Source organism: Pseudonocardia phyllosphaerae, assembly GCF_046546475.1.
GTDB lineage: Bacteria > Actinomycetota > Actinomycetes > Mycobacteriales > Pseudonocardiaceae > Pseudonocardia > Pseudonocardia phyllosphaerae.
Genome location: NZ_JBKGXS010000002.1, coordinates 381,221 through 399,042, shown reverse-complemented (window position 1 = coordinate 399,042; position 17,822 = coordinate 381,221). Strand labels below are relative to the sequence as shown.

Here is a 17,822-nt window from a genome sequence, read left to right as displayed (position 1 = left end):
CGGTCCGACCCCATGCAGCTCGACCTGTGGGTGCCGGCGCCGCGGGGCAGTGGTGTCCCGGCGGTGCCCCGGGAGTGCCTGCCCGTCCGGCAGGCCCAGGGCCGGGAGCCGCAGCCGGCGGAGGACGCCGGGCGGCGGCGCCCGGCCCGTGGTCCGGGTCGCCGCCCGGGCGGAGGTGGTGCGCGCCCGGCTCCGCGTCCCGACGCGGCCGGGGTGCCGGCGTCGCGGGAGGCGCTGTCGCTGCTCCGCGAGGCGGCCGGGCTGCTCACCGACGCCCACCACGCGACCGAGCCGGCGCGCCGGTACCCGCTCGCCTACCTGGCCGCGCTGCGGGGCGGGGCGGCGGCGCTGGCGCTGCGGCCCCGGGCACGTCCGCGCCGCGGGGAGCCGCGCGACGTCTGGCACCGCCTCACCGAGGCCGAGCCGGAGCTGGCGGAGTGGGCGGCGTTCTTCGCGTCCTGCTCGCGCACGCGCACCGCCGTCGAGGCCGGCATCGAGCGGCTGGTGGACCGGGACACGGCGGACGAGCTGTTGCACCGGTCCGAGCTGTTCGTCCGGCGGGTCCAGGAACTGCTGCCGCGCTGAGCCGGCCCGGCGCCGGGCGGTGTGCCGGTGACCGGGGGTCAGGCGGAGGGAACCGTGCGGGTGCTGCGCAGCACGCGTCCGAGCAGGGAGGTGAAGACCGCGGAGATCTCCCGTGCGCCGGGGGTGTCCCAGGCCTGGATCGGCAGGCAGGCGCCCTGGGCCTGCTGCACCGCCGACCGGTCGGGCAGCACGCTGTTGAACACCAGCGGCCCGAACAGCTCGCGGAGCTCGGCGATCCGGAAGTCGTGCTCGGTGTTGCGCGGGCGGACCCGGTTCACCAGCACACCCAGCGGCTGCAGCCGGTCGTTGGAGCGCTCCCGCTCGGTCTGCACCGCGTCGAACGCCCGCTGGACCCCCGACACCGAGAACATCGTCGGGTCGGTCACCAGGATCGCCCGGTCCGCGGCCGACAGCGCGCTGCGCGTGAGCTGTCCCAGCGACGGCGGGCAGTCGATGATCACCAGCCGGTAGCGGTCGGTGGGGAAGTCGCCGGCGGGTTCGTCGTCGGCGAGGAGCTCGCCTGCCATCCGCTGCAGCGCCCGGTCGAGGCGGTGCAGCTGGGCAGCGCCGGGATCGGGGTGGTTGTGCCGCTCGGTCTGCTCCGCACCGACGAGCACGTCGAGCCCATCGCCCCAGGCCGAACGGGCGATGGCCCGCTCGACGACCGGGCGTCGCGGGTCGTCGAGGACGTCGGCGACGGTCGCGGTGGTGGGCTCCGGGTCGAGCGCGGTCGTCGCGTTCGCCTGCGGGTCGAGATCGACCACGAGTGTGGACACGTTGTGTCGCAGCGCTGCGCCGGCGAGACCGAGTGCGACGGTGGTCTTGCCGACGCCGCCCTTGAGACTGAGCGTGGCGACGACCTGCACCCGTTCAACCTACCTTGCGGACCGTCGGGCGTGCCCGGGGCCGTGCCGGTTCGGGGACCAGGGGCCGAGCCGGTCCGGGGACCACTAGTCTGCGGGCGTGGCATCAGCGACGCGGGAGCAGGCCGGAGGCGCGCACGGAGCCGCCGTGTTCCGGGCGCTCGACGGCGAGATCGAGCGGATGCGCGGGGATTCCGGCGGCCGGACCCCACGCGTGCTCGACGTGGGCGGCGGCAGCGGGACCTGGGCGGTGCCGCTGGCGTCGGCCGGGTGCGCGGTGACGGTCGTCGACACCAGCCCGAACGCGCTGGCCACGCTGTCGCGCCGGGCAGGCGAGGCGGGTGTGACCGACCGGGTCACCCCGATCAACGGCGACGTCGACACCCTCGCCGAGGTCGCTCCCGCCGGTGGCGCCGACCTCGTGCTCGGCCACGGGCTGCTCGAGGTCGTCGACGACCCCGGTGCGGTCCTGCGGGCGCTCGCCGAGGCCACCGCCCCCGGTGGCGTCGTGTCGGTGCTGACCGTCGGGCGCTACGGCGCGTTCATCGGGCGTGTCGCGGCCGGGCGGCTCGCGGAGGCCCGTGCCGTCCTGACCGATCCGGACGGGCGCGACGGCCCGGACGACCGGCTGGTCCGCCGTTTCGACGCGTCGTACCTGCGGTCGCTGGTCGCCGCGACGGCGCTGCTCGACATCGGCACGCTGCAGGGCGACGGCACCCTCGAGGCGTGGCTGCCCGGCCCCGGCCCGGACGGCGAGGCGGCCGGACGTGACGAACGCGACGAACTGGACGCGCTGGCGTCGACGGTGCCGTCGTTGGCCGAGGTCGCGCCGCGACTTCACCTGCTCGCGCGCCGACGCTGACCCGTCCGGAGCAGTCCTTCGCTGCGGGGAGGTTCCCGGGTGGCTCTCCGGTCGCTCGTCGTTGCTGAACGTGACCGATGTCGCGGTACCCGGGACCGACGGTCACCGTTGGGGCGATATTCATCCCACCGACGGTCCCCGGTCGGGTGACCTGCGGTGATGACCGTCGGGTGGCGCCACGCCGCGCCACGCCGTCCGCTCGACGATCAGCCCTACGGGTTGTCCGGTCCGGGTGGTCGCGACCGGGTTGTGCTCGTACTCTTGTCGGTAGACGCCCGGGTGGGGCGCCCGTCGCATCGGTGCGAACACTTTGTTCACACCGGTCGGCCTACCGTCCGTTTACGTGTGCCGGAGGTGAAGGCATGCCGCTCTCCGAGCACGAGCAGCGCCTGCTCGACCAGATCGAACGGGCCCTCTACCAGGAGGACCCGAAGTTCGCCTCCTCGGTGAGCGGACGTCGCATGAGCAAGCCCGCTCGGCGCCGCCGGATCCAGGGGGCCGTCCTCTTCGTCCTCGGGCTGGTCCTGCTCGTCGCCGGTATCGGGTTGAAGGCCCTGTGGGTCGGCGACGTGCCGGTGCTCAGCATCGTCGGTTTCCTCGCCATGGTCGGTGGCGCGCTGCTCGCGCTGACGTCGATCGGGGCGCGCGGAGCCAAGGAGACCGAGGAGGGGACACCCGGGTCCCCGCAGCAGGACAAGGACAAGTCCGGCGACAACGGTGGCTTCACCGGTCGCATGGAGGAGCGCTTCCGCCGTCGCTTCGAGCAGGAGTGACGCGGGCGCACAGCTGAACCACCACGGCGGGGCGGGACACCACGGTGTCCCGCCCCGCTGCTGTGTACGGGGTGCGGTGCATCCGGTGTCGTTCGAGATCGTCGGAATCGTGACCAGCCGTTCGCCGGGCGATCGCGACGTCACGAACGCAGCGATCATGGCAGGCCGGTGCGAGTCGGCCGGCCGGTCCGGGGCGGTGATCGGCACGTTCGTGACCAGCCGTTCGCCCGGCGATCGTTTGGTCACGAACGCACCGATCATGGGCCGGTCGCCTGGTGTTCGCCGAGGTGGCCGGTTCGGGGATCGGTGATCGGCACGTTCGTGACTGAGCGGTCGCTGGGCGAACGCCTGGTCACGAACGCAGCGATCATGGCAGACCGGTGTCCGCCGAGGTGGCGTGCCGACCGACTGTGGGACCGACCGGCCGTGGGGGCCGACCGACCGTGGCGCGGGCTCAGCGCCCGGCGCCCACCGTCTCGTCGTCGGGGGACGGCGTCTCGGTGTGCCCGGCGGATGCCCCGGGCCCCCGACGGCCGAACCGGCCGGTCAGCCGGGCCAGGCCCGGCAGCCGGGTCCGTACCCCGGTGATCCCCGGCAGCCCGGCCAGCACCGACGCCGGCAGCAGCCGCTGCTTCCACGACGTCCCGCCCGCGTCGGCCAGGGCCGCGCGGACCTCGTCGACCGGGCCGTCGAGCACGCCCTCGGGCGGCTGCATGCCGCCGTACCAGCTGGCTTCGACCCGCCCGGACAGCTCCTGCAGCACGTCGGCGGGCCGGCCGGTGAGCCCGGCGTCCTCGGTGATCCGGCCCGCGGCGCCGCGCACGGTGTCCCCGGCGGGGACCGGATGCCCGGCGTCGGTGGCGGAGTCGCGGACCTCGTCCCACGCGGCGGCCGCGGCACCCGGCCCGCCGGCACGGGCGGCGGCGATCCGGGCGGCGTAGCGGCGTCGCCGGACGAATCCGGGCGCCAGCAGCGCCAGACCCGCGAGCACCAGCGCGCCGGCCACGGCAACGACCGCCGGCCACCACGACGACCCCTGGTCACCCGCATCCTGCGGCGCCGCGTCGGCCGGGGCCTGCTCCGGCTCCGGCGGCGGTGGCGACGACGCGCCGTCGGCACCGGCGTCCGGCGGAGGCGGCGGGGGAGGAGCGTCGGCCGGCGGCTGCGCCTGCGCGGGGTCCCCGCCCTCCTGCTCGTGTGCCTGCTGGACGTAGTTCGGCTCGATGGTCCGGCCGTCCTGCAGCGGGGTCGGGTCGAAGGTCTGCCAGCCGTAGCCGGGGAACCACGCCTCGACCCAGGCGTGCGCGTCGTTCGTGGTGATCGTGCGGCCGTCCGGGCCGTCGTTGCCCGCGGTGAAGCCGACCGCGACCCGCGCCGGCACCCCGGACGCGCGCAGCATCACCGCCATCGCCGACGCGAACTGCTCGCAGTACCCGGTACGGCCGCGGGTCAGGAAGTCGGCGAGCGCGTCGCCGTTGCCGCCGGGGGCGGTCGACAGGTTGTAGGTGAACGGCGAGCCGGGCCCGGTGAAGTAGTCCTGCAGCGCCATCGCCTTGTCGAACGGGGTCCGCGCGTCCCGGGTGACCTGCTGGGCGATCGCGGTGACCCGCGGGTCGATCCCGGCGGTGCTGGTGTAGCCGCGGTCCACCGTCGTCGGCCCGGACGCGGTGCGCAGCTGGTCCGCCGACGGTGCCGGTACCCGCATCGCCTCGGTCCAGCCGTCCTCCTCGCGCGGGCGCTCGCTGTAGGCGATGGCACCGGAGGCGTCGTAGGACCAGTCGGTCTCGGACGGGCCGGTGATCGACACCGGGTCGCCGAACACCGGCAGCCAGAAGTCGGTGAAGCCGAGGTTCTCGACCTGCACGGTCTGCTGCCCGGCCGGCCCGGACGTCGACGGCGGCAGCGGCCCGGCCAGCGGTACCCCCGGCAGCGGGCGGCTCGCCTTCCAACCCTCCTGCGGGACGTAGTTCTCCAGCGTCAGTGCGCGCAGGTAGGTGGGCGTGGTGAGTCCGTGGACCCGGAACAGGTCCCGCGGCTCGCTGCGGGTCAGCTGCCCGCGCAGCGACGTGAACGGGTTGAGCCCGATCGAGCCGTCGGCGTTCTGCCCGCCGGAGCCGGAGCCCGCCTCGAAGCGGCCCGCGGTGCCGACGGCCGTCGCCGAGGACCCGATCAGCAGCGCACCCACCACGGCGACGGCGACGACCGCGGCCCCGCCGGGCGCCTGGCGCAGCGTGTCCGGGCGCAGGAGCAGCAGCAGGCCGAACCCGGCCGTCGCGGCGACGATCGCCCACCACGGCAGCAGGTCCGGGTCCAGCGCCGTCGGCACGGCGATCATCGCCAGCAGCGGCACCCCGCCCGCGGCGGGCGCGCCGACGGTCACCGCGAGCCCGAAGACCGCGATCGCCAGCGTCCCGAACCCGAGCGTGACCAGCAGCAGGATCTCCGGGGTCTCCGGCACCGGTGGCAGCCCGGTGTCGATCTGGGTGCCGGCTCCGCCGAGCAGCGCGGCGAGCTCGCGCAGCGCCGCGGGCCCGGGCAGCACCGCGGCGACCCCGCTCGTGGTGAACCAGCCGGTGACCAGCAGCGCCAGCGCGACGAGCTGGCCGGGCGCCACGGCCCACGCCCGCAGCGGCAGCAGCGCGCCCACGACGACGACCAGCGCCACCGCGACCGCGCCGTGCACGATCCACCCGGACCCCTGCACGACGACGCCGGTCGCGGACCCGGCGAGCAGCACCGCCAGCCCCGAGGCCAGCGGCGGCAGCACCGACATCCAGCGCGGACGGCCCGGCGCACGCCCGGACGGCGGCGGGGTGGGCGGGGTGTCGCCCGGGGCCGGGGGTGCGGGTGCGGCGGGGGCGCTCACGAGCCACCTCCGGCCAGCGCAGGCGCGAGCGACGGCGACCCGCAGGCGTCGGCCCAGGCGCCCTGCACGCTCTGCCCGGCCGGCACGACGGTCGTCGACCACCCGCTGCGGCGCAGCGCGGCCGCGGCGGCGAGCACCCCGCGTCCCGGCTGACCTGCTGTACCGCCCCAGTTCTCGACGTCGAGCAGGATCGCGTGCCCGCCACGCGGCCAGACCGCGGTGAGCGCGGCGGCGTCGTCGGGGGAGACGGCACCGAGCACGGCGAGCACCCCGTCCGGGGAGAGTGTGGTGGTGCCGCCGGAGCAGAGCCCGGCGGTCGCGGTCGGGCGCAGCACGGCCAGCGACTCGAGCCGGTGCATGACGACGTCCTCGCCGCCGGAGCCGGGGACCTCGGTGCGGCCGAGCTGCTCACCGGCCTCGTCGACCAGGGTGACGGCCTCGCCCCGGCGCAGCAGGTGCACCGCGACGCTGGCGGTGAACTCCACCGCCCACTCCAGGCTCGAGGCAGGCCCGTGCCCGCGGTGCGCGCCGTCGCGCCGGTCCAGCAGCAGGGTCACGCCGGTCGGGTCCGGCCGGTCGTCGAGGCGCACCATGAGCTCGTCGCGGCGCGCGCTGGAACGCCAGTGCACCCGGCGCAGCCCGTCGCCCTCGCGGTACTGGCGGAGCAGGACGTCCGGGGTGCCGTTGCCGGGGCGGCTGCCGCCCTCGGCGCCGCGCCCGGCCGCGGTCGAACCGAGCGGCGGGCGCCCGGTGAGCGGGGTGACCCGCGGCAGTACCAGCCACGGCGTCGCGGCCAGCAGGTCGTGGCGGAACTCGGCGAGCCCGAGCGGGTCGGTACCGCGCCCGCGCAGCGGCCCGACCTGGTAGGCGCCGCGCACCGCGGGCTGCAGCGGGTAGCCGACCCGGGCACCGCGGCGGCCGAGCCGGTGCACGGTGAACCGGGGCGGGTAGCGGTCCGAGGGGCCCGCGGCGTCCGGGACGACGTCGGCGATCCGCAGTGCGCCCAGCAGCGAGCCGCCTGCGATCCGCAGCGTCGCCGTCGCCGGGGTGCCTGCCTCGGCCCGGAACGGGTCGATGTGCCGGTCGACCTCGAGCGTGCGCCGGGAGCGCAGCGCGAGCAGCAGCGACAGCACCGGCAGCAGAGCGGCGAAGACCCCGACCCGCACGAGGTCGCGCTCGTCCAGCGCGACCGCCGAGACGATCATGGCGAGGCCGCCGGCCAGCAGGCACCGGCCGCGCACGGTCAGCCCGGCCCGGCGCCCGCCGGCGCGGGTGCGGCCGAACATCCCGGGCACCTCAGCCCCGCGGCGGGGACGGCACCGCCACCCGGCCGACGGCGGTCCGCACGAGGTCGGCCTCCGACCGGCGGGCGGCGACCCCCTCGGGGCTCAGGACCAGGCGGTGCGCCAGTACCGGCCCGGCGACGGCCTGCACGTCGTCGGGCACGACGTAGCCGCGCCCGGAGGTGACCGCCCACGCGCGTGCCGCGCGCAGCAGGTGCAGCGTCGCCCGCGGGGACGCGCCGAGGCGCACCTCGGGCAGCCGCCGGGTCGCCCCGACGATGTCCACGCAGTAGCGCCGCACCTCGGCGGCGGTGTGCAGGTTCCGCGTCGCGGCCATCATCGCGCGCACGGTGCGCAGGTCGGTGACCGGACGCAGCCGGTCCATCGGGTCCGAGGCGCCGTGCTCGTCGAGCATCGCCAGCTCGGCGGCCGGGTCGGGGTAGCCGACGGAGATCCGGACGGTGAACCGGTCGCGCTGGGCCTCGGGCAGCGGGTAGGTGCCGTCCATCTCGACCGGGTTCTGGGTCGCGACGACCATGAACGGGTCACCGAGGGAGTAGGTGCCGCCGTCCACGGTGACCTGGTGCTCGGCCATGCACTCCAGCAGCGCGGACTGCGTCTTCGGCGAGGCGCGATTGATCTCGTCGGCGATCACGACGTTGGCGAACACCGGGCCCGGGCGGAACTCGAACTCGGAGGTGTTGCGGTCGTAGATCGAGCTGCCGGTGATGTCGCCGGGCAGCAGGTCCGGGGTGAACTGGATCCGGCTGACGGCGCCGTCGACGGCGCGGGCGAGCGCCTTGGCCAGCGAGGTCTTCCCGACCCCCGGCACGTCCTCGACGAGCAGGTGGCCCTCGGCGAGCATCGCGACGAGCGCGAGCCGCACCGCCTCGGGCTTGCCGACGACGACGTGCTGCACGGCTCCGGCGATCCGGCCTGCCAGGTCGGCGACCGTGGCCGCGTCCATCGGCTGCTCGGACGTGCCCGGCATCTCGGCGTACCCGGGCGCGGGGTGCGAGCCGGTGGACTCGGCACGACGCCCCAGCGGGGTCGGCACGGACGGGGCGCTCGGCGACAACGGGCCTCCTCGGGGGCAGGGGCGGGCACGGGTCAGTCTGTCAAACCCCGAGGGGTGCGAGTCGCGCACGGTCGTGGCTGCGCCGAATGGCATGCGTCGTTGGCCCGAACGGCCCTGTTCCCACCGTCCCCCACCGCGTTCCCCACTTCCCACCCCACGGTCCCCCCACCCTGCTCCCCAGGCGTTCCCCACCTCGCCCCCCACCGCACCCCACGCGGACGCCGGATCCGCCCCCGACCTGCGGAAACGACGGTGGGGGGAGTGGTGGGTGCGCGGCGCGCCCCCGGGGCCCGGCGGGGCGGTCCGTCCCGCGTACGAGTGGCGCGACGCGCGTGTCCCCACAGCGCCCCACTGCGATCTACCTGCGGAAACACCGCGAAGAAGTCAAGAGGCGCAGGCGTTTCGAGTTGACGGTGGGGGACGGTGGGGTACTGTGGTGCTCGCTGGGGCAAACAGGTGCCCCAGGTGGAGGTGGGGTCCGGTGTTCCTCGGCACCTACACCCCGAAGCTGGACGACAAGGGGCGGCTCACGCTGCCCGCGAAATTCCGCGACGAGTTGCGAGGCGGCTGCATGATCACGAAAGGGCAGGACCACTGCCTCTACGTGTTCACCCGTGACGCTTTCACCGAGATGGCGCGCAAGGTCGCCGCGGCCCCGCTGACGAACGAGTCGGCGCGGGTCTTCCAGCGGAACCTCTTCTCGGGCACCGACGAGCAGAACCCCGACGGCCAGGGCCGGATCGCGATCACGTCCGAGCTGCGCCGGTACGCCGGACTGTCCAAGGACTGCGTGGTGATCGGCGCGTTCACACGTGCCGAGATCTGGGACGCGCAGGCCTGGCAGGAGTACCAGGAGCGGCACGAGAACGAGTTCGCCAAGGCTCAGGACGAGGTTCTGCCCGGGCTGTTCTGACGAACCGCTGGCGGGCGGGACCGACGGACAGCAGCACGACAGGCACGACAGAGCACGACAGGACGGCCACCTCGCTGTCGCCGTTCCGACCCGGGTGCCGTGATCGCGGGGCCCTGGCACACCTTCCCCGGTGCCAGGTCCCCGGGCCACGGTCCCCGGGTGGGAACGGCGCCGGTGCACCACCCCGACTGGGGAGTTCGGGTGGGAGGTGGATGCCTTCGTCGTCTGCGGACGGACGGAAGGCCGGTTGTGGGAACCGGCCGGGCGGCCGTCCACGGACAGGTCTGACCGGTCCCGGCCCGTACGGGCCGGGACCGGAACCACACGGGGCGGCGCAAGGGGGGTGGGGTACGTGGACGACGACCGTGGGCACGACGAACGGACCGGCGACGGCACCACCCGCGAGCCCGGCGACCGGCACGTCCCGGTCCTGCTGGACCGCGTCACCGACCTGCTCGCCCCCGCACTCGAGCACCCCGGCGCGGTCTACCTCGACGCCACCCTCGGCATGGGTGGCCACGCCGCGACCCTGCTCGCCCGGCACCCGGAGCTGACGGTCGTCGGCATGGACCGCGACCCGCAGGCCCTCGACCTCGCCGGACGCCGCCTCGCCGCGTACGCCGACCGGCTGCACCGCGTGCACGTCGTCTACGACCGGATCGGCGACGCCCTGGAGCAGGCGGGTGCCGGCCACGCCGACGCCATCCTGTTCGACCTCGGCGTCTCCTCGCTGCAGCTCGACGAGACCGAGCGCGGCTTCTCCTACTCCCGCGACGCCGACCTCGACATGCGGATGGATCCGACGACCGGGCCGACCGCCGCCGACGTCCTCAACACCTACGAGGCCCCGGACCTGCGCCGGATCCTGCACGAGTACGGCGAGGAGCGGTTCGCCGGGCCGATCGCGAAGGCGATCGTCCGCAACCGCGCGAAGCAGCCGTTCACCCGCAGCTCCGAGCTCGTCGAGCTGCTCTACGGCGTGGTGCCCGCCGCCTCGCGGCGCACCGGCGGCCACCCGGCCAAGCGCACGTTCCAGGCGCTGCGGATCGAGGTGAACCGCGAGCTCGACGTCCTGCGCGACGCGCTGCCCGCGGCCCTCGACGCGCTGGCGCCGGGCGGGCGCATCGTCGTCCTGTCCTACCACTCGCTGGAGGACCGGATCACCAAGCGGGTGCTGGCCGAGCGCACGCGCTCGCGCACCCCGCTCGACCTCCCGGTCGAGCTCCCCGGGCACGAGCCGGAGTTCCGGCTGCTCACCCGGGGGGCGGAGACCGCCTCCGCCGAGGAGGAGGCCCGCAACCCGCGGGCCGCCCCGGTACGCCTGCGGGCCGCGGAGCGGAGCACGACCAGCAGCACCACCAGCACTGCGGAGAGGCAGGAACGGCGATGAGCACACCCGTCATCGAGCGCCCGGGCACCCCCGGACGGCCGCGACCGCAGTCCCGTCGTACGGCGACGGCACCCGCGGGCATCCCGGCACCCCGGACGGGGCGGGGTCCCGCGCAGCGGTCCGCGACGGTTCCCGCGCAGCGGGCACCCCAGGACCGCCGCAGCGCGGGCGCCCGCGCGGCCCGCTCCACCCGCGACACCACCGGCCGCGCGAAGTTCGTGCTGGTCGTCATGGTGCTGCTGACGGTCGGGCTGGTCGCGACGCTGTGGCTGTCGACGGCCGCGGCCGCCGACTCCTACGCCCTCAACGACGCCCGCCAGCGCACCGGCACGCTCACCGAGCAGTCCGAGGCGCTGCGCAAGGAGGTCTCGGTGCTGCAGAGCCCGGGGTCGCTGGCCCAGCGGGCCACCGCACAGGGCCTGGTGCCGGTCACCGACCCGGCCCGGATCGTCGTCGCCCCGGACGGGAAGGTCGACGTCGTCGGCGAGCCGCAGGCCGCCGTCGCGACGGCCCCGCCCGCGCCGCCGGCCGCACCGGGTGCGCCGGTGCCGCCGCCCGCGCCGGCGTCGCCGACCGGGGACACCACCGACTCGCAGGCCCAGGGCGGGGACGCGGCCGCGTCCGCGGGTGCCCAGGGCTCCGCGCCGAAGCCGCCCGCGCCGCAGGCGAACGACCGGAAGCCGGCCGAGCAGAAGCCCGCCGCGCAGAAGCCGGCTGAGCAGAAGCCCGCCGACCAGAAGCCGGCCGAGCAGACCCGGAACCGCGCCGCGGGCGGGCAGGGCTGATGTCGACCGCCGCTCCGCCGCGTGCGGGCGGCCGCCGTCCCGGGACCGGGGGCGGGCCGCCACCGCGCCGCCCCCGGCGCCGTCGCCGGTCCGCGGCCGACGAGCCGCGCTTCCGGCTCCGCCTGGCCTGGGTGCTCCTGGCCGGGCTGCTGCTGATCTCCGGAGCCCGGCTGGTCTTCATCCAGACGTTCCAGGCGGGCTCGCTGGCCGCCGACGCGGAGAAGCAGCGCACCAGCAAGATCGTCATCCCGGCCGAGCGCGGGGCGATCACCGACAAGGACGGGAAGGTCCTCGCCTTCTCCACGGAGTCGAAGGCGCTGGTCACCAACCCGCGCCAGATCAACCAGATCAAGGGCGCGCAGGCACCGGCGTACAAGGAGCAGATGGCCCAGGCCGTCGCCCAGGTGACGCACGGCGACCTCGGCGAGCTGCAGCGCTCGCTGGCCAGCGACCGCGGCTACGTCGTGCTCTCCACGACCGTCGACCCCGGACCGGCCCGTGACCTGGCCGAACGATTCCCCGAGATCGCCCAGGAGTCGCGGGAGTCGCGCAACTACCCCAACGGCACCCTGGCCTCGAACATCATCGGCGCCGCCACCTGGAGCGCCGACGCACAGAAGCTCATCGGCCGGATCGGCCTGGAGTCCTCCGACGACCAGCTCCTCGCCGGACGCGACGGCTTCCAGATCGCCGACACCGCCGAGGGCAGCAACGCCGTCATCCCCGGCAGCGTGCGTGCCGAGCAGCCCGCGGTCGCGGGCGCCGACGTGCAGCTGACCCTGGACTCGGACCTGCAGTTCCAGGTGCAGCGGATGCTCGCCGACTACACCGCCAAGTCCGGCGCCCGCGGCGGGTCCGCGGTCGTGCTGGACCGGGCCACCGGTGAGGTCCGCGCACTGGCCGACAACACCTCGTTCGACCCGGCGAACCTGTTGAAGTCGGACCCGGCGACGCTGGGCAACAGGGCCGTCACCACGCCGTTCGAGCCGGGCTCGGTCAACAAGATCGTCACGATGGCCGCGGCGCTCGAGGCACACGCCGCCAAGCCCGACGACGTGCTCGAGGTCCCCGGCCAGATCCAGGTCGCCGACCGCACCGTCAAGGACGCCTGGTCGCACGGCCTGGACCGCTACACCCTGACCGGCGTGCTGGCGAAGTCCTCCAACGTCGGCACCCTGATGACCGCGCAGAAGATCGGCCCGGACGCCTTCTCCGACATGCTCGCGAAGATGGGGATCGGGCAGAAGACCGGCATCGGGCTGCCCGGCGAGAGCGGCGGCAGCGTCCCGCCGCGGCCGACCTGGTCGGGCTCGACGTTCGGCAACCTGCCGATCGGTCAGGGCCTGTCGATGACCGTGCTGCAGATGGCCGGGATGTACCAGGCCGTCGCCAACGACGGCATGCGCATCCCGCCCCGGGTCGTTGCCGCCCAGACCGCGCCGGACGGCACCCGGGAGCCGGCGCAGCCGCCCGCCCCGGTGCGGGTCATGTCCCCGGAGAACGCGGCGACGCTGCGCACCATGCTCACCGCGGTCACGCAGAAGGAGCACGGCCAGACCGGCACCGGCCCTGGTGCCGCGGTCCCGGGCTTCGAGGTGGCGGGCAAGACCGGCACCGCGCAGCAGGTCGACCCGACCACGGGGGCCTACTCCCGGTCGTCGTACTGGATCACCTTCGCGGGGATGCTCCCGGCGCAGGACCCGCGCTTCGTCGTCGGGATCATGCTGGATGCCCCGAAGGGCGGCACCAGCGCGGCGCCGCTGTTCCACGACATCGCGTCCTACCTGGCCCAGCGCGACGGCCTGCCGGTGCAGACGCAGCCGGCTCCGCCGCAGATCCTGCAGATCAAGTGACCGCGTGCCCGGCCCCGGCGCGCCGGGGCCGTCGGAACGGCGGCGGCGTGCGTCGGCCGGTCGGCCCGATCGCTCACCCGTCCGGATCACGACGGGCGGTGTCCCCGGCCCCGCCGGCGGCCCGCTCACCGGCCGTCACGCTGCGCCGGATGGCGGCGCGCCGCCACTCGTACGGTGGAACGGTGACGTGGGTCGCGTCCCGCTGCGCCGACCGGTCGGCCCCCGGCGGGCCAGGCCGGTGCCGGGCCCGGGGCGGCCCCGCGCGGTCGGTAATCTCCGCGCCGTGACGGCCCGAGCCTCGACCCCGGCGCCCCCCGTGACCGGGCGGCACCACCGTGCCCCGGACCCCCTGCCCGACCGCCCGACGACCGTACGACCGGTCGACGTCGCCCTGCTGGCCCGCCTGGCCGGGGCGGAGCTGAACCCGCGCACCGCGGGTGCCGGCCCCGGCCCGCTGCTCGACGACGCGCTGGCCCCGGCCTCGCCCGGCGGCCCGTACACCGTCACCGGCGCCACGCTGCGCGCCGGAGCGGTGCGCCCCGGCGACCTGTTCGCGGCGCTGCCCGGCGCCCGGGTGCACGGAGCGGACTACGCCGGCCAGGCCATCGCCGCCGGTGCCGCGGCGATCCTCACCGACGCCGCGGGCGCCGACCGCGCCGAGATCCGGCACTCCCGGCTCCCGGTGCTGGTCCACCCGGCCCCGCGCGAGGTGCTCGGCCCGGTCTCGGCCGCGATCTACGGCGAGCCGACCGCCCGGCTGCGGATCCTCGGGGTCACCGGCACGTCCGGGAAGACGACCGTCGCGCACCTGCTCGAGGCCGGTCTGGTGGCCGCCGGGCGGGCGACCGGGCTGCTCGGCACCGTCCGCACCCGGGTGCAGGTGCCCGGCGCGCCGTCGCGTGCACTGCCGAGCGCCTTCACCACCCCGGAGGCCCCGGACCTGCAGGCACTGTTCGCGGTGATGGTGGAGGAGGGGGTCACCGACGTCGCGATGGAGGTGTCGAGCCACGCGCTGTCGCTCGGCCGCGTCGGCGGGTCCCGGTTCGCCGTCGGTGCGTTCACCAACCTGTCCCAGGACCATCTGGACTTCCACCCGACGATGGCCGACTACTTCGAGGCCAAGGCCCGGCTGTTCGGCGGGGGAGGGGCCGGTGTCGAGGCGTCCCGGCACGCCGTCGTCTGCGTCGACGACGAGTGGGGCCGCCAGCTGGCCACCCGCCGCCCGGACGCGGTGACGGTGTCGTCGAACCCGGACGGGCCGCACGCCTCGTGGACCGTCCGCGACCTCGTCGCGCACCCGGACGGCACCCAGACCTTCACCGCGGTCGGCCCGGGCGGGCTGGCCCAGCCGGTGACGCTGCCGCTGCCCGGCCACTACAACGTGGCGAACGCGCTGGTCGCGCTGGCCGTGCTCGACGCCGACGGCATCGACCCGGCCACCGCCGCGGAGGGCTTCGCCCGGCTGTCGGTCCCGGGCCGGATGCAGAAGGTCGAGGCGGGCCAGCCGTGGCTGGGCGTCGTCGACTACGCGCACAAGCCGGCCGCGGTCGCGGCGCTGCTCGACGCGCTGCGCCACCAGGTCGAGCCGTCCGCGCGGGTGATCACCGTGCTGGGCTGCGGCGGGGACCGCGACACCGGCAAGCGCCCGCTGATGGGCGCGGCCGCCGCGATCCGCTCGGACCTGCTGGTCGTGACCGACGACAACCCGCGCAGCGAGGACCCGGCCGCGATCCGGGCCGCGATGCTCGAGGGCGCGCACGGCGAGCCTGCCGGGGGCGACGTCGTCGAGATCGGCGACCGGCGCGCGGCCATCGAGTACGCGGTGGCGCACGCCCGGCCCGGCGACGCCGTCGTCGTGGCGGGCAAGGGACACGAGACCGGCCAGGAGATCCGCGGCGTGAAACACCCCTTCGACGACGCCGACGAGCTGGCCGCCGCGGTCGCGGCGACCGGTGCCGGTGGGGGGACGAACGAGCAGGTGGACAGGAGCGGAAGCCGGCGATGATCGAGATGACGCTGTCCGAGGTCGCTGCGGTGACCGGGGGACGGCTGCACGGGGTCACCGACGAGAAGGCGGCGGCGACGACCGTCACGGCGGTGGAGTTCGACTCCCGCAGGATCGGCCCCGGCGGGCTGTTCCTCGCGCTGCCCGGTGAGCGGGCCGACGGGCACGACTTCGCCCGCGAGGTGACGCTCTGCGGTGGCGCGGGGGTGCTCGCCGGCCGCGAGGTCGACGCGCCGTCGGTGGTCTGCCCGCCTGCCGAGCACCGCGACGCGCACACCTACCTGGGTGCGGTCGACCCCGAGGGGCACGGCGCCGCCGTCCTCGCCGGGCTGGGCCGGCTGGCCCGCCACGTGCTGGGCGCGCTGCCCGGGCTGGCCGTGGTCGGGGTGACCGGCAGCGCGGGCAAGACCTCCACCAAGGACCTGCTCTCGGCCGTGCTGGCCCCGCTGGGGCCGACGGTCGCGCCGCCGGAGTCGTTCAACAACGAGCTCGGCACCCCCTACACCGCGCTGCGCGCCGACGCGACGACCCGCCACCTCGTGCTGGAGTTCTCCGCGCGCGGCACCGGGCACATCGCCGCGCTGTGCGCGGTCGCGCCGCCCCGGATCGGGGTCGTGCTCAACGTCGGGTCCGCGCACCTGGGCGAGTTCGGCTCCCGCGCCGGGATCGCGCAGGCCAAGGGCGAGCTGGTCGAGTCGCTGCCGCCAGGGGACCTGCCAGGGGACCGGGGCGGTGTCGCCGTCCTCAACGCCGACGACGACGCCGTCGCCGCCATGGCCACGCGCACCCCGGCCCGGGTCGTGTACTTCGGGCGCTCGGCGGACGCGCACGTCCGGGCCGAGGACGTGACGGTGCAGGCCGGCCGGGCGTCGTTCCGGCTGGACACCCCGCAGGGATCCGCGGACGTCGCGCTGCAGCTGCTCGGCGAGCACCAGGTGTCGAACGCGCTGGCCGCGGCCGCCGTCGCCCTGGAGCTGGGCGGGACCCCCGAGGGGGTCGCCGCCGCGCTGTCCGCGGCGACGCCCGCGTCGCGCTGGCGGATGGAGGTCACCGACCGCGCCGACGGCGTGACCGTGGTCAACGACGCCTACAACGCCAACCCCGAGTCGATGGCCGCCGCGTTCACCGCGCTGGCCTCGCTGGCCGGGGAGGGACGCCGGACCTGGGCGGTGCTCGGGCCGATGGCCGAGATCGGCAGCGATCCCGGCGAGGTCGCCGCCGCCCACCGGGACACCGCGGCCGCGGCGCGCGCCGCAGGCGCCCGAGTGCTGGCCGTCGGCGCCCCGGACTACGGCGGCACCGACAGCACCGGCAGCACCGGCAGCACCGACAGCACGGGCGTCACCCACGTCGACGACGTCGGCGCGGCGGCCGCGCTGCTGCGCGACGAGCTGGAGCCCGGTGACGTCGTACTGGTCAAGGCCTCGCGCAGCGCCGGGCTGGAGCGCGTCGCGGCCGCCGTCCTGGCGGAGACGACCGAGGGGCTGGTGCGCCGGTGAGGGGTGTCTTCCTGGCCTCGGGCCTCGCGCTCGCGGTGTCGATCCTGCTGACGCCGTACCTGATCAAGTTCTTCGCCCGGCAGGGCTTCGGGCAGGAGATCCGCGAGGAGGGCCCGCAGAGCCACAAGTCCAAGCGGGGCACGCCGACGATGGGCGGCGTCGCGATCCTGCTGGCGATCTGGGTCGGCTACCTGGGCTCGCACGTGTTCACCCAGGAGCCGGTGACCGCGTCGGCGCTGCTGGTGCTGTTCCTGACCACCGCGCTGGGCGTCGTCGGGTTCCTCGACGACTTCCTCAAGATCCACCGCCAGCGCAACCTGGGTCTGAACAAGACCTCGAAGATCGTCGGGCAGGTGCTGACGGCGACCGTGTTCGGTGTCGTCGCGCTGCGATTCGCCAACGACCGCAACCTGGCCCCGGCCTCGGACAGCCTGTCCTTCGTCCGGGACATCACGGTGCTGAGCTTCGGCACGATCGGGTTCATCGTGCTGTGCAACCTGATCGTCGCAGCCTGGTCGAACGCGGTGAACCTGACCGACGGGCTCGACGGCCTCGCCGCAGGCACCGCGGCGATGGTGCTCGGCACCTACGTGATCATCGCGTTCTGGCAGTTCCGCAACAGCTGCGCGATCGCGGCGAACGCCGGCTGCTACGAGATCCGTGACCCGCTCGACGTCGGCCTGGTCGCCGCGGCCGCGATGGGCGGCTGCATCGGCTTCCTCTGGTGGAACGCCGCCCCGGCCCGGATCTTCATGGGCGACACCGGGTCCCTGGCGCTCGGCGGCCTGCTCGCCGGGCTGTCGATGGTGACCCGCACCGAGCTGCTGATCGTCGTCATCGGCGGCGTGTTCGTGGTCGAGGCGCTGTCGGTGTCGCTGCAGATCGTGGTGTTCCGGACGGCCCGGCGGCGGCTGTTCCGGATGGCGCCGTTCCACCATCACTTCGAGCTCGCCGGATGGGCCGAGACCACGGTGATCATCCGGTTCTGGCTGCTCGCCGCGATCTGTGCGGCGATGGGGCTGGGCATCTTCTACAGCGAGTGGCTCGCCGCGTCCGGTTCGGCGTGA

Annotated in this window: 15 protein-coding genes; 11 read left to right on the top strand and 4 right to left on the bottom strand. The window is 75.4% G+C overall.

Features of this window, described 5'->3' with window-relative positions; genetic code table 11:
- Positions 1-12 precede the first annotated feature (12 nt).
- Positions 13-585 (top strand): SAV_6107 family HEPN domain-containing protein, encoded by a 573-nt coding sequence (locus ACLE50_RS07180; RefSeq protein ID WP_410942609.1) that lies wholly within the window; start codon positions 13-15, stop codon positions 583-585.
- A 38-nt stretch (positions 586-623) separates the two neighbouring features.
- Here ACLE50_RS07180 and ACLE50_RS07175 read toward each other — a convergent pair whose 3' ends face one another.
- Positions 624-1,451 carry a ParA family protein gene (locus ACLE50_RS07175; RefSeq protein ID WP_410942608.1) on the bottom strand — a complete coding sequence of 276 codons (828 nt, stop codon included), beginning with the start codon at positions 1,449-1,451 and terminating at the stop codon, positions 624-626.
- 97 nt (positions 1,452-1,548) lie between these two features.
- Between ACLE50_RS07175 and ACLE50_RS07170 the strand changes: the two genes are divergently transcribed.
- The 3 genes from ACLE50_RS07170 (at position 1,549) to ACLE50_RS07160 (ending at position 3,393) form a co-directional block, all read left to right on the top strand.
- Entirely contained in the window at positions 1,549-2,310 is a 762-nt protein-coding gene (locus tag ACLE50_RS07170; RefSeq protein ID WP_410942607.1) for a class I SAM-dependent methyltransferase, read from the top strand.
- 362 nt (positions 2,311-2,672) lie between these two features.
- Positions 2,673-3,083: a DUF3040 domain-containing protein gene (locus ACLE50_RS07165; protein WP_410942606.1), complete on the top strand. Its 411-nt coding sequence runs from the start codon at positions 2,673-2,675 to the stop codon at positions 3,081-3,083.
- An 85-nt stretch (positions 3,084-3,168) separates the two neighbouring features.
- Positions 3,169-3,393 carry a hypothetical protein gene (locus ACLE50_RS07160; RefSeq protein WP_410942605.1) on the top strand — a complete coding sequence of 75 codons (225 nt, stop codon included), beginning with the start codon at positions 3,169-3,171 and terminating at the stop codon, positions 3,391-3,393.
- A gap of 144 nt (positions 3,394-3,537) precedes the next feature.
- Here the strand turns inward: ACLE50_RS07160 and ACLE50_RS07155 are convergent, their stop codons facing one another.
- Genes ACLE50_RS07155 through ACLE50_RS07145 form a run of 3 tightly spaced genes read right to left on the bottom strand, consistent with a single transcriptional unit; the run spans position 3,538 to position 8,310 of the window.
- Positions 3,538-5,949 (bottom strand): transglutaminase family protein, encoded by a 2,412-nt coding sequence (locus ACLE50_RS07155; protein ID WP_410942604.1) that lies wholly within the window; start codon positions 5,947-5,949, stop codon positions 3,538-3,540.
- The gene (locus tag ACLE50_RS07150) at positions 5,946-7,235 is read right to left on the bottom strand and encodes a DUF58 domain-containing protein (RefSeq protein WP_410942603.1); all 1,290 of its coding nucleotides are present in this window, start codon (positions 7,233-7,235) and stop codon (positions 5,946-5,948) included. Before ACLE50_RS07150 ends, ACLE50_RS07155 begins: the two co-directional genes overlap by 4 nt.
- Positions 7,236-7,245: 10 nt before the next feature.
- The gene (locus tag ACLE50_RS07145; RefSeq protein ID WP_410942602.1) at positions 7,246-8,310 is read right to left on the bottom strand and encodes an AAA family ATPase; all 1,065 of its coding nucleotides are present in this window, start codon (positions 8,308-8,310) and stop codon (positions 7,246-7,248) included.
- A 481-nt stretch (positions 8,311-8,791) separates the two neighbouring features.
- On the opposite strand from ACLE50_RS07145, the gene mraZ reads away from it, so the two are divergent.
- The 7 genes from mraZ (at position 8,792) to mraY (ending at position 17,822) form a co-directional block, all read left to right on the top strand.
- Positions 8,792-9,223 carry a division/cell wall cluster transcriptional repressor MraZ gene (mraZ, locus tag ACLE50_RS07140; protein WP_410942601.1) on the top strand — a complete coding sequence of 144 codons (432 nt, stop codon included), beginning with the start codon at positions 8,792-8,794 and terminating at the stop codon, positions 9,221-9,223.
- Between the two features lie 352 nt (positions 9,224-9,575).
- Entirely contained in the window at positions 9,576-10,613 is a 1,038-nt protein-coding gene (rsmH, locus tag ACLE50_RS07135; protein WP_410942600.1) for a 16S rRNA (cytosine(1402)-N(4))-methyltransferase RsmH, read from the top strand.
- Positions 10,610-11,398 (top strand): hypothetical protein, encoded by a 789-nt coding sequence (locus ACLE50_RS07130; RefSeq protein ID WP_410942599.1) that lies wholly within the window; start codon positions 10,610-10,612, stop codon positions 11,396-11,398. The genes rsmH and ACLE50_RS07130 overlap by 4 nt, the downstream gene beginning before the upstream one ends.
- Positions 11,398-13,251 carry a peptidoglycan D,D-transpeptidase FtsI family protein gene (locus ACLE50_RS07125; protein WP_410942598.1) on the top strand — a complete coding sequence of 618 codons (1,854 nt, stop codon included), beginning with the start codon at positions 11,398-11,400 and terminating at the stop codon, positions 13,249-13,251. The genes ACLE50_RS07130 and ACLE50_RS07125 overlap by 1 nt, the downstream gene beginning before the upstream one ends.
- A 316-nt stretch (positions 13,252-13,567) precedes the next feature.
- Positions 13,568-15,256: a UDP-N-acetylmuramoyl-L-alanyl-D-glutamate--2,6-diaminopimelate ligase gene (locus tag ACLE50_RS07120; RefSeq protein ID WP_410942858.1), complete on the top strand. Its 1,689-nt coding sequence runs from the start codon at positions 13,568-13,570 to the stop codon at positions 15,254-15,256.
- Positions 15,253-16,755, top strand: coding sequence for a UDP-N-acetylmuramoyl-tripeptide--D-alanyl-D-alanine ligase (locus ACLE50_RS07115; RefSeq protein WP_410942597.1), 1,503 nt, complete (start codon positions 15,253-15,255; stop codon positions 16,753-16,755). The genes ACLE50_RS07120 and ACLE50_RS07115 overlap by 4 nt, the downstream gene beginning before the upstream one ends.
- A complete protein-coding gene (gene mraY / locus ACLE50_RS07110; RefSeq protein ID WP_410942596.1) occupies positions 16,752-17,822 on the top strand; it encodes a phospho-N-acetylmuramoyl-pentapeptide-transferase in 1,071 nt (356 codons plus the stop codon). The genes ACLE50_RS07115 and mraY overlap by 4 nt, the downstream gene beginning before the upstream one ends.